Source organism: Corallococcus sp. AB011P, from assembly GCF_003611605.1.
GTDB lineage: Bacteria > Myxococcota > Myxococcia > Myxococcales > Myxococcaceae > Corallococcus > Corallococcus coralloides.
The window spans coordinates 445,016-457,629 of sequence record NZ_RAVX01000001.1 but is presented as its reverse complement, the minus strand read 5'-3'; the positions used below and the strand labels follow the sequence as shown (position 1 = coordinate 457,629).

Here is a 12,614-nt window from a genome sequence, read left to right as displayed (position 1 = left end):
GCGGAACTTCACGCCCCGGGCGCGGGTTTCTTGCGGCCCATCGTTTTCTTGGAAGCTGGTTTCTTCGGGGCCCGGGCGCCCTTGGCGGCGGCGGGAGCGCCCGCGGTCTTCTTGCGCCCGATGGACTTGTTGCCTCCCTTGGAGGCGCCGGAGCTCTTGGCGCGAGGCGGGCGGCTGGGGGGGGCCTCCTCCTCTGGGGCGGCCCTGGCGGTCCTGGCTTCGGAGGCAGGCGGAGGGGTGGAGTCGGTGCCGGGGGTGGAGCCGGGCTTGAAGGCCTCCTCGACGGAGGTCTCCACGCGGCGCACGGCGGTCTCAATCTTCTCCGCGGCGGTCTTGGTGGTGGCGGCGGCCCAGGTGCGCAGCTGCACGAGGCCTTCCTTCACCTTGGCCTGCTTCTCCGGGTCCTTCACTTCCTTGAGGAGGCGCTCGGCTTCGCCGCGGAGGTCGTCCGTGGTGCGCTTGAGGTCCTCGCCGGTGCGCTTGAGGAAGTCCATCAACTGCCTGTCCCACTTCTCGGCCATGACGCGTCTCCTCCGTCTGCCTGCTCGAACCCATCCAACTGCACGTATCGACCGCGCGCAAAGCCTTCCGCGCTGTCCGTGTAGGACGGCGGAGCGCGCCAATGATTGCCGGATGGCAGTGCGTCAGGGGCTCCGCCGGGGTGCAAGAGGGGGGGCGCGCGACAGTCGGATGCCAGACACGTTAAGGTGCGTGCCCTCTTCCGGGAAGGCCGCGTTGGGGCGGGCCCGGTGCTGGAGTGTTCCCTTATGTCATCCCGGTCCTTCCGAGCGCTGTCATCGCTCGTCGTGCTCACGTCCCTGTTCGCGCTGGTCGCCTGTGGCTCCAACGAACCGGACTCCTCGGGGCCGGTGCTGCCCCAGGTGACGCTGTCGGCGGCCACGGTGGGCACGGCCTACGAGAAGGTGCTGACGGCGACGGGCGGCACTGCGCCGCTCACGTATTCGGTGGACCAGGTGCCGCCGGGCTTCTCCTTCTATGGAGACAGCGGGCGGCTGGTGGGCCCGGCGACGACGGCCGGCGAGTGGTCGCTGACGGTGGTGGTGCGCGACGCGAAGGGCGCCCAGCACACGCGAGGCTATGCGTTGCGTGTGTGGCCGGCGCCGGTCATCACCACTGCGTCGCCGCTGCCCTCCACGAAGGAAGGCAGCCTCTACACCTTCACCTTCAGCGTCACGGGCGGGGCGCCGCCGCTGACCTGGTCGCAGGCGGGCGGAGCGATTCCGGACGGCCTGACGCTGACGGAGGACGGGGTGCTGACTGGCACGCCGCAGGGCCCGGCGCTGTATCAGTTCACGGTGCGGGTGGAGGACGCCAACGGAGCTCACGCGGAGGCGGTCATCCAGTTGCCCCTGGCCACGTCGACCGGGGAGGTGCCCGACGGCGGCCCCGTGACGGATGGCGGGACGAAGACGGATGGGGGGACGCAGCCGACGGCGGTGCCGCTGAAGGTGGGCAACTGGAACATCGAGTGGTTCGGCTCCACGACCGAGGGCCCCACGGACGAGGCGCTGCAGTTGACCAACGCGACGGCGGTCATCGCGGACGCGGGGCCGGACGTGCTGGGCGTGGCGGAGATCGTCGGCACGGACGCGTTCAACTCACTGACGGCGAACCTCAACGGCTACAGCGGCCTGCTCGCGGGTGATGGCTGGTACGGTTCGACGAGCCAGAAGGTGGGCCTGCTCTACAAGACGAGCACGGTGGAGCTGGTGAGCTCGAACGTCGTGCTGACGGAGTGCGCGCAGGACTTCGCCTACCGGCCGCCGCTGCGCGTGGACCTGAAGGTGCTCCGGGGCGGCTCACCGGTGGACCTGACGGTGATGGTGCTGCACATGAAGGCGTACGCGGACTCGGATTCGTACCTGCGGCGCAAGGGCGCGGCGGTGTGCCTCAAGGACTACCTGGACACGAACCTGCCGACGCAGAACGTGATGGTGCTGGGCGACTGGAACGACGACGTGGACGCGTCCATCTACACGCCCTACGAATCGCCGTACCTGAACCTGGTGACGGACTCCGCGCGCTACAAGTTCCTCACCCAGCAGCTGTCGGAGTCCGGGGAGCGCTCGACGGTGAGCAACAGCCAGTTCATCGACCATCAGCTGGTGACGAACGAGCTGGCGAAGTACTACGTGGCGCCCACGAAGGTGATCAAGCCGAGCATCCTCAGCTACAAGAGCACCACGTCGGACCACTACCCCATCTTCAGCGAGTTCAACCTCGGCTCGGCCGCGCAGCCGGGAAGCGTGAAGGTCACGGCGCCCAACGGCGGTGAGACGCTGAATGCGGGCCAGACGTTCAACATCACCTGGACGTCCAGCAACGTGTCGCAGGTGAACATCACGTACACGCTGGACGGGACGGTGTGGCGCTCGGTGGCGTCAGGCCTGACGGCGTCCACCGGCCGCTACGTGTGGACGGTGCCGAGCGAGTCCTCCACGGCCGTGCGGGTGCGTGTGGCGGACGCGGCGCGCGCGGACGTGGCGGACGTGAGCGACGGTGCGTTCACGCTGACGCGGCCGACGCAGCAGGTGTTCATCAACGAGTATCTGGCGCAGCCGTTGCCTGGCCCCACGGGGACGCCGAACTACGACGAGCAGTTCGTGGAGATATACAACGCGGGTTCGGGGTCGGTGGACCTGAGCGGCTGGGAGATCCACGACGCGAAGTCGTACACGGGCGCGGAGGTGGCGCGGCACACGTTCGTGTCGGGCACGGTGTTGCCGGCGGGCAAGGCCTACGTGGTGTACTCGGGGCCGACCGCGGTGCCGGTGGGGGCGCAGTACGCGACGTACGCCAACAACAACGGCTACGGGCTGCGGTTCGACCGGGGCGTGAACCAGGGTGGCGCGGGTGACATCGTGTACCTGGTGCGCGCGGACGGGACGGTGCAGGACAGCCACTCGTACCAGAGCGCCAGCGTGACGGTGGAGCCTGGCTATTCGTTCAACCGCTCCCCGGACCTGAGCCCCACGGGGACCTGGGTCCAGGGCTACATCCTCTTCTATAAGGCCTCGACCCCGGGCAAGAAGGCGAACGGCTCCGCGTTCTGAGCGGTTCGCGGTGACCTGACTTCCACCTGGGATTCTGCTTGGGTGGAAGGATGCACGTCTGGATTCACATGGGCAGGGGCGTCACGGCCGTGGCGCTCTGCCTGCGGCTCGCGGCCTGTGGTGGGACGCGTGGGGCGGTGGCACCGCCTTCTCGGGGGGAGCTTCCCCGCAAGGTCTTGCTCCTGCGGGAGGCCCCGGATGGGAGCTTCACCCAGGAGTGGCGGCCCGCGGGGGACTTCGACCTCGCCAGTTACGTGAAGGCCCCCGAAGGCCGGCGCATCGTGCGGACCGCGCGCTCCGTGCGGGACTGTGATGCGGAGCACCTGGAGTGCATGCGCCAGTGCAAGAGTCGCCCAGTCCCCAAGGGGTTCGGCCATGTCCGCGTGCCACGCGGTGACGGCGGCAAGGAAGCCTATTGCAACGACCAGTGCCTGCCGCCCTATCAGGACTGCATCAAGCTGGAACAACTCCAGCCCCAGAAAGTATCCTCAATTGAAGAGCTGTCGGACTGGGCAAGCCGTCACCGGAAGTCCCTTCTGGTTGGAGCTGTCGTCGTCGTCGCGGGTGTTGCCTTCGTTGTTGTCTCCGCAGGCGCGGGATTGCTTGTACTGGCACCCGCACTGCTCATGGCAACTGAGGGACCTTCCGGGCATCCACTGGCGGAGACCGTGCCGTGACCAAGATATTCGACCAGTTGGAAGTGCTCGGGCTGATTTTGCTCGACGACGCGCCCAGAACGCCCGGCAGCGAGGAGGCGATCCGCATCGCCGCGAATGCCATCCAGTTCATCTGTGCGACCGGCCAGGACCAAGCGTTCGAGGAGTACGTCCAGAGCCTTCACGCCGGTGCCCCACCGCTTGTCATTGGCCGGTTCGCAACGAAGGCAGAAGCAGAGGCGGCCATGGCCGCTCGGAGATGGCCGATCCACGTCGCAGCCGTGCTGATTGGGGACGACTACTACACCGCCATGTTCGTACCGGCCACGGGAAGAACCCACCTCGTCCGAGCAGAAACGTTGGACTTCTACCTCCAGGCCATGGCGGATGAACGGCTCACGCCTTCGGGCCTGTCCTTCTCCACGAAGGAAGAGGCGGAGGCGTGGATGAACCAGCAGCCCACGCCCCCCCAGCAGGTGGTCATCGACATCGCGGGGGCGCCGTATCTGGCCGCCTATCACCACCGCATCGACTACCGCGTCCTCTATCCCCTGCCCGCCCCCACGCCTCCATCGCAGGAGACGTGAGGGCGGCGCGGTGATGACTACAGCCGGAACTGCACGCGCACGCCCGGCTGGATCCACACGTGGATCTGCTTCTCGTCGTCGGAGAGGTCGTTGCTGATCTCCGCGGCATTGCCCAGGCGGATCGCGCCCTTGTTGTACTGCCCCACGGACGCGGAGATGTAGGGCCCCACCGCGATGGAGCGGGTGAGTTGGAGGTCCACGCCGAAGTGGGCGTGGCCCAGGTCATAGCCCTCGAGCTTGAACCAGGAGTTCCCCGCCCCTTCGCCCACTTCCAGCGAGCCAATCTCATAGCCCACACCCACCCCCACCCACGGCGAGACGAAGCCGGCCGGACGGAAGTGGTAGTCCAGGTCGATGCCGAAGCGCAGGACCTTGCTCTTGCAGTCCTCGCCGTCCGCGCACGCGTCACCGGGACCGGAGCCGATGCCGTACTGGAAATAGGCGCCCAGCGAGAGCTGCCGGTTGAAGAAGTAGGAGACGTCCACCTGCGGCGCCACGGTGCTGCCGAACGTGTCCTTCAGCGAGAGGTCCGTGCCGGAGTCGCCCACCGGAATGCCAAAGGCGCCGCGCACGCCCAGCGCGAGCCCGGAGTTCGAGGGCTCCTGCGCCGCCGCCGGCAACGCGCCCAGGCAGGAGGTCAGCACCAGCGATGCGATGAAGTGTCGAGCAGTCATGTCGTCCAGGGTGAAGGGGCCGTCATCCGACGGCGTTGGGTGTTGGGCACGTACTGCAACTGCAAGCCCACGGCCAGGGTTCGCAGGATGCGGGCGCCCGGGCTTCGCACGTCGCGGCGTATTGGAACAGCACCGAAGCGCGACAGGAATGTCAGTCTTTCGTTACAGGTCATGGCAGGTTCGCACCGAGCCAGAGCCCTGGAGCAAGCCATGTCCTCATTCCCGACCGAAGACTCCGACATCGTCCGCTGGCTGCGCGCCGAACGCGAGGCCCGTGGGCTGGCCCGCATCGAGCTGTCCGCTTCGTTGAAGCATCAAGGGGAGCTGCTGGATGACACGTTGCTCTTCACCGCGCCGGACGGAGCGCTGACGTTCGGTTCGCTGCCGGAAGCGCCGCGCGCCCAGGTGCAGGGGCTGATGCGGTGGCATCACGCGTCGGCGCCCGGGCTGGGAGACATCGCGCTGTCCATCGTTTGCGACACGCACGCGGCGCCGCGCATCCAGATGACGGACGCGGCATCGCGGGAGCATGACGCGAAGGAGCAGGCCCGCGCGGAGGCCCACTTCGATTCGCGGAAGTACGGGCGCGCGCTGGCACAGCGGGTGGCGGAGCTGCTGGACGCGGGGGCGGACCTGTCCATCACCGTCGACCCGCGCGAGGGCGTGTCCCGCGCGCTATGGCGGTCCGCGGATGGCACGTATGCGCAGGGGCTGCGGTACATCCAGGGAGACTCCAAGCCGAAGCGGACCTTCGCGTCGCGGGACGAGTTCAGCCGCTGGCTGGCGGAACAGAGCGACGAGTCCCTGGCGAAGGAGGATTCCCTGGACGACCCTCGCATGTGGGGAGTGGCGACGTTCAACCGCGAGTTCTTCGCGCGGAAGACGGGCCGGCGGTCTTAGGTAGGGCTTCTCCCCAAGGATGCTTGAGGTAGGCTGGGTTTTCCTTGCCCAGCCACCGCAGCCAGAGGCTTCCCAGGCCCGTGCATTCTCATGCGTGTCACCCCTATCTGTTAGGTTTGAAGGATGGAGGTGACCCGTGATGTCGCTGTCCACTTCAATCATTCCCCTGGTGCTGGCAGTCCTGGTGGGCACCACGGCGGTGGCGCAGTCCCGCACTCCCGTGGGCAGGGAGCGCAAGGCCCGGCAGCTCACGCTGCGCGCGGAGGAACCGCCGGTGCTGCATCCGCTGCATGTCGCGGCTCATGAAGTCACCACCGTCACCTTCGATGCGCCCATCGTTCCGGAGTCCGTGGACCGGAGCGTGCTCACGCCCTTCTTCTCCCGCGTGGCGGTGCATGAAGACGTGCTCGTCCTCAAGGCATCCATGGACATCCCCGCGGGCAAGGAGCCCGTGCTCACCGTGCGCTTCGCGGGCTCTGGCGCTCCTGCGCGGGTGGCATTCGTGCTCACGACCGTGACGGCGGAGGTGGATTCACAGGTGGAGGTGCTCCGGCAGGGGCGCACCGCGCAGGATTTGGGGAAGGAGCTCGCGGACCTGCGGGCCCGGTGCGTGGCCACCGAGGCGGGGCTCGCGACGCTGCGTGCGCAGTGCGCCCTGCGTGGACTGGGTGGCGCGGTGTTGATGGGAGATGTCACGCGGGAAGGCGTCGAGGTGACCTACCTCCCGGATCCTTCCTTGAGTCCTGGCATGACCGCCAAGCGCCCTCATGTGCTCTATCGCACGGAGAGCACCCGAGCCCTGTCGATCTCACTGTTCAATGCCGCAGGGAGCACCCCTTGGATACCGGGCTTCGCTCGGATGACACCGCGCGGGCCCAGCGCACTGCCAGCCCGTGAGTTCCCGCTGCTCATTCAGGTGAAGCAGCTGGCTCCCGGGGAACAAGCCACCGTGGTGGTGGAATGGCACGCGCTTCCGGACCTGCCCGCTGGCACGAACGTCACCTTGGAGCTGCTGGACGTGAAGGGCGAACGCGGCGTCCGCTGGGAAGAGGTGGCGCCATGAGCCCGCACGAGGCAACGCCCGGCCAACAGCATCATGCCTCCACCCAACCCGCCCAGAAGGCCCACGGCCCTGCTCAACCTTCCTTGCTGCTGATGGTGGATGCTCTTCCTCCGGGGACCCCCATCGGTCCCTGGCGCGTCCTCAGGAGAGTGGCTTCAGGCGGCTACGGCACGGTCTACATCGTTCATGCGAAGCACCGGCCTCGCGGCAGACGGTATGCCCTGAAGCTGGCGCGACAGCCCGACAGTCCCTGGTTCTCACGTGAAGCGGAGGTGCTGTCCCTCCTGCGGCATCCGGGAGTGCCTCGCTTCGAGGAGGCCGGGTCATGGCGGCCGGGGTCCGGGAACCATCCGTTCCTGGTGATGGAGTACGTGGAGGGTGAGTCGCTCTATGAATGGGCCCGCGCGCGCAACCCCACGGCCCGCGAGGTGGGCGCATTGCTCATCCAGGCAGCGGAGCTCCTGGCGTTCGCGCACCAGCGCGGTGTCCTGCATCGCGACGTCAAAGGCGACAACCTCCGCGTCCGGCCCGGTGGACGGCTCACCCTGCTGGATTGGGGTGCGGGCTGGCATCCCGAAGCGAAGCCCCTGACCGGAACGGGCCAGCTTCCTCCTGGCACGGCTCACTACCTGAGTCCCCAGCTCCACCGCTGGCGGATGGCGGTGCCGTCGAGGGAGTGTCCTCGATACGGCGTGACGGATGAGCTGTACGCATTGGGCGTCACCTTCCATCGATTGCTGACCGACAGCTATCCGGCGCTCCCGCTGGAAGGTGAAGGCAGCGAACACGCATGGCCCAACCCGCTGGTGCCGGAGGCGCTGGCTTCACTCGTCACCCGCCTGCTCGCATTCGCGCCCGAAGCACGGCCATCCAGTGCATCCACACTGGCCTCTGAACTGCATCAGGTCCTGCTCCATGCGGATGCAACCTGGGATCAGCCCTTGTTCGACTGGGCCACACCTCCCTCTGATTCCTCACTTACGACGCAGGAGGCGCCCGGGATGGCGGGGCCCGTGGCTCCGGGGCAGGCGGTGCCGCTCCAGCACGCACGCCTTCAGCGCCTGGACCGGCTTCGAAGCCTTCGCGAAGCACGCGAGCTGCGTCGCCGGTTTCCGCGACACGTCGCCCGGATGGAAGCCCAGGACATCCTCGCCGCGAGCACGATGCGCCGCCGACAGACGCTGCGGGCCCTGTGGCGACAGGGGGCCGTGGGTTTCACATGTCTGCTGTTCATGGCCTGGTTGGGCTGGAGCCTGGGACTTTTTTCAAGGTCCGGCGTCGGTGCGCCAGCTCTCCCTTCCGTGGCGCGGGCGCCTGGGCCCGACCAAGCTGCCGCGTCCGGAGCGGCCCCTCCTTCCCCTGCGCCGCTCCCGCCGGAGAAGGACACCATGAGCATTCCCTTGAAGCAGGACCCACCTGTCCGCGGACGTTCGCTGTCGCGCGGCTGCACGTTGGCTGTCGGCGCGGCGACAACCCTCATTGCTTGCTCGGGTGCGCAGGTGGTGCCCAAGCCCCAGAGATGCCCCACGGAAGCGCTGGAGGCGATGAAGGCGCTGAAGCTTCGGCGGGATGCGAAGGTAACCATCACGGTCGACATCCGTTATCCCGACCGTCTGGATGCCGCCATGCTCGCCGTGCACGACGGCGACATCGTCAGTCTCCAGGAGGAAGACTACCGCGGTCTTCCGAAGGGGACCCTGCTCTACGGACGGCTGTGGACAGGGGGAGAACGGGTCATGGGCCGCTACACGCGAGCGGAGACGCCTGACGGCCGCACCTACCCGGTCTGCCTCGTCCTCGGGAACGACGATGGCTTCTGGCCACTGGAGTCGGGCTCAAAGCCCGGTGCCGCGCTCCTTCCACGGACCGCGGGCTACACCGTGGTGGACGCGTTTCCATAAACGCGGCGTGGCGGCCCTCACAGACATGCGCCTGCGGTAAGCCCCGGGGGATGAGCCACATCCTGGCGAACGAAGCGCTGGACGGAGAGGCGTGAGCGGCCCACGCCGCGCGACGCAATCGCGTCCAGGAGCGCCACCAGACATTCCCCACCTGTGAGACGTCCTTGCCTGCGAGCACCGAGCGCCTTACTTTTCGAGCAGGTCGCCAGACCGCCCTCTATTCGGAGGCCGTCACCCACCGGGAGTCGTTCATCCCGTGGGTCGCGGCCTCCATTTTTTTGGCCGCGGACAGGGTGACGGCTTCCGCCTCCCCTGCTTCCGCGAGCCTCCCCCGCGCCTGATGCAGGATTCGAACCCACGGCCTTTGGCTCCGGAGGCCAACGCCGGGTTCGCAACGACTTCGGGGCCCGGGCTCAATAAAACGCGCGCCGTGCGTGTGGGGACGACCCGAATTTCGGGGTCATTTCGTATCTCATTTTCAGAAGGGGCCCGGCCGGGCGCCTCCATGACACGGAGCCTTCCTCGTGCTGCCAGGAACAGAGCGGTCAGTCTTGGAGGCCTTCCGCCGGGGTGACACCGCCGTGCTCACCCAGGTCTACCGCACCTATTCGCCTGAAGTGCTGCGCTACCTGTCCCGGCGCTTCTCCGTTCATTCAGAGACCGGCCCCCGCTCCGTCGCGCTCACGCCCCTGGACCTGGACGCCGCCCATCAGGAGACCTTCGTGCGGGCCTTCCGCCCCCACATGCGCCAGGCCTACGACGGCGTGCGCCCCTACCTGGGCTTCCTCCTCACCGTCGCCCGCTCCACCGCCATCGACCTGATGCGCGCCTCCGGCCGCGTGGCCCGGGAGGCCATCCCCCTGGATGACGCGCCGGAGCTCACCCATGCCCCCACCGAGAGCAAGAGCCCGGAGGAAGAAGCCCTGGGCGCGGAAGTCCGCTCCATCGTGCGCCGCTTCCTGGAGGCCCTGCCCGCCGAAGGGCGCGCCCTGGCCCAGCTGCGCTTCATGGACGGCCTGTCCCAGGAGTCCGCCGCCGACCAACTCAAGCTCACCCGCGGCGAGGTGCGGGTGCGCGAACGCCGCCTGCGGTTGCAGTTCACCGAACACCTGAAGGACTCGGGCTGGCTGGACAGCGACGTCGTCCCGGGACGCCTGCAGTTGGGCGCCCTGCTCGCCACCCTGGCCCTGCTGTGCGCCACATTCGGGAGCCTCCCATGAAGTGGTACGAGCGACATGTGGACGCGGGACTGACGCGCTGGTCCCTGGGGGAGCTGTCCGCCCCCGAATCCTCGCGGCTCCTGCGCCACGCCCACGCCTGCGCCCGCTGCGGCACCCGCTACGACAAGTGGGCCCGCGCCCACCGCGTCTTCGAGTCCGGCCAGACGGATACCCCCACCTCCACGGAGCTGGAGGCCCTCACCGCCGCGGGGCTCGAAGCCGCCCTCAACGCCGCCTCGCCCCCGGAGGCCGCCCCCGCCCGGTGGCCCACCCTGGCGGTGCTCGGCGCCACGCTCGCGGCCCTGTTCCTCGCGGTGGTGGTGACGCCCACGTCCGTCGGACCCACCGCCTCCATCGAGCCCACCGAACCCGAGTTCAGCGTCCGGGGGGCCATGCATGACCCGGCGGCCCCCGCCGCCCCGGCGGCCCAGGCCGTGCTGCGCGTCTTCTGCGCGAAGCCCGGCCAGTCGCTGCACGAGCTGCGCGCCGGGGCCGCGTGCACCCCGGGCGCCACGCTGGCCTTCGCGGCGGGTGCCCGTCCGCCCTACACCCACGTCGCGGTGCGCGTGCGCACTGGCGGACACGAAGAGGTCAACGGCCCCTTCCCGCTCAGCGGCAAGGCCGGCGAGGAGCGCCCGCTGGAGCTGACGGTCGCGCTGCCCGTGGGGTCCGATATGGCGGAGGTCACCGCCACGTTCTCAGAGCACCCGGCCGCCTCCCTGGCGGCCCTCCGTCAGGGCACGACGGAGGGGGTGGTGGTGCTCAGGCAGGAGGTCCGGGTAAAGGATTCTCCATGAAGAAGCTGGAAGTCCTCCTGGGGGTGGCGCTGCTGATGGCGGCGCCGGAGGCATTGGCGGACACCGTGCGGCGCGCGCTCGTCATCGCCCACAACGGCAGTGACGACCCCGCGCTCGCGCCGCTGCGCTACGCGGACGACGACGGCGTGCTGTGGGCGGAGACGCTCAAGCGGCTGGGCGTGGAGACCACGCTGCTCGTGGATCCGGACGAGCCCACGCGCAAGGGCGGCAGCTTGGTGCTGAAGTCCGCGCAGGCCCCCACGCGCGCCGCGGTGGAGCAGGCCGTGAAGCGGCTGCAGGCGGCGACGCTCGCGGACCACGCGGCGGGACGCCAGACGGACGTGCTCATCATCTACGTGGGCCACGGCAACACGGACGACGCGGGCCGCGCCTACTTCACGCTCGCCGACGCGCGCCTGGACCGGAGCAGTCTCTACTCGGAGCTCGTGGATCCGCTGGGCGCGGACTACGTGCACGTCATCGCGGATGCGTGCCGTGCCTCCGGCGTGGTGGGCAGCCGCGGCGGGACGCCGGACGCGGTGGTGCTGGCGGAGCTGCGCGGGGTGCTCGCGCGCGAGCAACTGGCGTCGCGTCCCCACGTGGGCGCCCTCTTCGCGGAGAGCGAGGACGGCGAGACGCACGAGTGGTCCCGCATCCGCGCGGGCGTCTTCAGCCACGTGGCCCGCTCCGGCCTCCTGGGCGGCGCGGACATCAACGGCGACGGCCAGGTGGAGTACAGCGAGCTGGCCGCGTTCGTGGCCGCCTCGCTGCACGGCGTGAAGGGCATGCCCGCGCGCCTGTCCGTCAACGCCTTCGCGCCCACGGCCGAGCCCCGCCGCCCGCTGGTGGGCCCCGCGCCCGAAGGCCCCCGGGTCACCTTCCCCGCCGGCTTCGAGTACGCGCGCCTCTCCGTGGAGGACGCGGCCGGCCAGCGGCTGGTGGACGTGCGGCGCGCGAAGGAGCAGTGGACGCAAATCCTGCTGCCGCCGCGCGACGTGTACTGGGTGCGCGCGCCGGACGCGGAGGCGCGTGTCACGCTGGCGCAGCTGTCCTCCGGCACACCCGAGTTGCGCCCGCGCGAGCTTCAGGAGAGAGGTCCCGCGGAGGAAGCGCTCCGCCGGGGCCTGTTCGCCGTTCCGCTGGACCGGTCCTTCTACGACGAGTACGTCGCCGCCGTGGGGCTGGTGCCGGTGGACTTCAGCACCCCCTTCCAGCCGTCCGTCATCGGCGGGGCGCGCTCTCCGCTGGCCGTGGCGGCGCCGTCCGACTGGACGTCCCGGTTGGAGCTGGGCCTGGGCGCGGGGCGCTCGCCATTGGGGCTGGCGAAGTTCTCCGCCGGGCCCAGCCTGTCGTGGCGCACGCCGTCCTCCATGGACCTGCTCTACTACGGCGTGCGCGGGGCGTACGGCGTGACGCCGCTCGCGGCCCGGGACGGCATCCGGCTGCACCGCTTCACGGTGGAGGGGCTGGTGGGGTTGGAGCGTCCCGCGAACACGCCGCTGTTCGCGGAGGTGGGGCTGGGCTGGGGGGTGCTGGGCCTCACTGCGCCGGGCTTCCGCCAGGCGGATCCCGCGATGCTCACCGGCCACGTGGCCGCGGGTGTGACGGGGCGGTTCGCGGGCATGCCGCTGCGGCTTTCGGCCCAGGTGGGCTTGGATCGCGTCACCGCCAACGGCCAGACCGGAATGGACAGCCAGTACGGCCTGGAGATTTCCCTGAGGCGCTAGCGGACGCGGGCCGTC

General features: G+C 69.2%; 11 protein-coding genes. 9 read left to right on the top strand and 2 right to left on the bottom strand.

Annotation, left to right across the window (positions count from 1 at the left end):
• Positions 1-8 precede the first annotated feature (8 nt).
• Entirely contained in the window at positions 9-521 is a 513-nt protein-coding gene (locus tag D7X30_RS02000) for a transcriptional regulator (RefSeq protein ID WP_120561117.1), read from the bottom strand.
• A gap of 246 nt (positions 522-767) precedes the next feature.
• Between D7X30_RS02000 and D7X30_RS42565 the strand changes: the two genes are divergently transcribed.
• The 3 genes from D7X30_RS42565 to D7X30_RS01985 all read left to right on the top strand — a co-directional run bounded on the left by D7X30_RS42565 (position 768) and on the right by D7X30_RS01985 (position 4,317).
• A complete protein-coding gene (locus tag D7X30_RS42565) occupies positions 768-3,074 on the top strand; it encodes a lamin tail domain-containing protein (protein WP_233591320.1) in 2,307 nt (768 codons plus the stop codon).
• 332 nt (positions 3,075-3,406) lie between these two features.
• Positions 3,407-3,751, top strand: coding sequence for a hypothetical protein (locus D7X30_RS42560; RefSeq protein WP_233591319.1), 345 nt, complete (start codon positions 3,407-3,409; stop codon positions 3,749-3,751).
• Positions 3,748-4,317: a head protein gene (locus D7X30_RS01985; protein WP_120561116.1), complete on the top strand. Its 570-nt coding sequence runs from the start codon at positions 3,748-3,750 to the stop codon at positions 4,315-4,317. The genes D7X30_RS42560 and D7X30_RS01985 overlap by 4 nt, the downstream gene beginning before the upstream one ends.
• Positions 4,318-4,334: 17 nt before the next feature.
• Here the strand turns inward: D7X30_RS01985 and D7X30_RS01980 are convergent, their stop codons facing one another.
• A complete protein-coding gene (locus D7X30_RS01980) occupies positions 4,335-4,991 on the bottom strand; it encodes an outer membrane beta-barrel protein (protein ID WP_120561115.1) in 657 nt (218 codons plus the stop codon).
• A 210-nt stretch (positions 4,992-5,201) separates the two neighbouring features.
• Here D7X30_RS01980 and D7X30_RS01975 point away from each other — a divergent pair, with 210 nt between their 5' ends.
• The 6 genes from D7X30_RS01975 (at position 5,202) to D7X30_RS01950 (ending at position 12,599) form a co-directional block, all read left to right on the top strand.
• Positions 5,202-5,891: a hypothetical protein gene (locus D7X30_RS01975; protein WP_120561114.1), complete on the top strand. Its 690-nt coding sequence runs from the start codon at positions 5,202-5,204 to the stop codon at positions 5,889-5,891.
• Positions 5,892-6,030: 139 nt separating this feature from the next.
• A complete protein-coding gene (locus tag D7X30_RS01970) occupies positions 6,031-6,954 on the top strand; it encodes a DUF2381 family protein (RefSeq protein ID WP_120561113.1) in 924 nt (307 codons plus the stop codon).
• On the top strand, positions 6,852-8,855 hold the full coding sequence (locus D7X30_RS01965; protein WP_120561112.1) for a serine/threonine-protein kinase: 2,004 nt from the start codon (positions 6,852-6,854) through the stop codon (positions 8,853-8,855). The genes D7X30_RS01970 and D7X30_RS01965 overlap by 103 nt, the downstream gene beginning before the upstream one ends.
• A 551-nt stretch (positions 8,856-9,406) precedes the next feature.
• Complete coding sequence (locus D7X30_RS01960) at positions 9,407-10,075, top strand: RNA polymerase sigma factor (protein WP_233591318.1); 669 nt, start codon at positions 9,407-9,409, stop codon at positions 10,073-10,075.
• Positions 10,072-10,872, top strand: a complete 801-nt coding sequence (locus D7X30_RS01955) for a hypothetical protein (RefSeq protein ID WP_120561110.1) — start codon at positions 10,072-10,074, stop codon at positions 10,870-10,872. The genes D7X30_RS01960 and D7X30_RS01955 overlap by 4 nt, the downstream gene beginning before the upstream one ends.
• The gene (locus D7X30_RS01950; protein ID WP_120561109.1) at positions 10,869-12,599 is read left to right on the top strand and encodes a caspase family protein; all 1,731 of its coding nucleotides are present in this window, start codon (positions 10,869-10,871) and stop codon (positions 12,597-12,599) included. Before D7X30_RS01955 ends, D7X30_RS01950 begins: the two co-directional genes overlap by 4 nt.
• The last annotated feature ends 15 nt before the right edge of the window (positions 12,600-12,614 follow it).

Excerpts from the sequence above, each read along its gene's own strand:
- D7X30_RS01975 (WP_120561114.1), top strand. The coding sequence starts at position 5,202 with ATGTCCTCATTCCCGACCGAAGACTCCGACATCGTCCGCTGGCTGCGC.
- D7X30_RS01950 (WP_120561109.1), top strand. The coding sequence starts at position 10,869 with ATGAAGAAGCTGGAAGTCCTCCTGGGGGTGGCGCTGCTGATGGCGGCG.
- D7X30_RS02000 (WP_120561117.1), bottom strand. The coding sequence starts at position 521 with ATGGCCGAGAAGTGGGACAGGCAGTTGATGGACTTCCTCAAGCGCACC.
- D7X30_RS42565 (WP_233591320.1), top strand. The coding sequence starts at position 768 with ATGTCATCCCGGTCCTTCCGAGCGCTGTCATCGCTCGTCGTGCTCACG.
- D7X30_RS01965 (WP_120561112.1), top strand. The coding sequence starts at position 6,852 with ATGGCACGCGCTTCCGGACCTGCCCGCTGGCACGAACGTCACCTTGGA.
- D7X30_RS01970 (WP_120561113.1), top strand. The coding sequence starts at position 6,031 with ATGTCGCTGTCCACTTCAATCATTCCCCTGGTGCTGGCAGTCCTGGTG.
- D7X30_RS01955 (WP_120561110.1), top strand. The coding sequence starts at position 10,072 with ATGAAGTGGTACGAGCGACATGTGGACGCGGGACTGACGCGCTGGTCC.
- D7X30_RS42560 (WP_233591319.1), top strand. The coding sequence starts at position 3,407 with ATGCGCCAGTGCAAGAGTCGCCCAGTCCCCAAGGGGTTCGGCCATGTC.
- D7X30_RS01980 (WP_120561115.1), bottom strand. The coding sequence starts at position 4,991 with ATGACTGCTCGACACTTCATCGCATCGCTGGTGCTGACCTCCTGCCTG.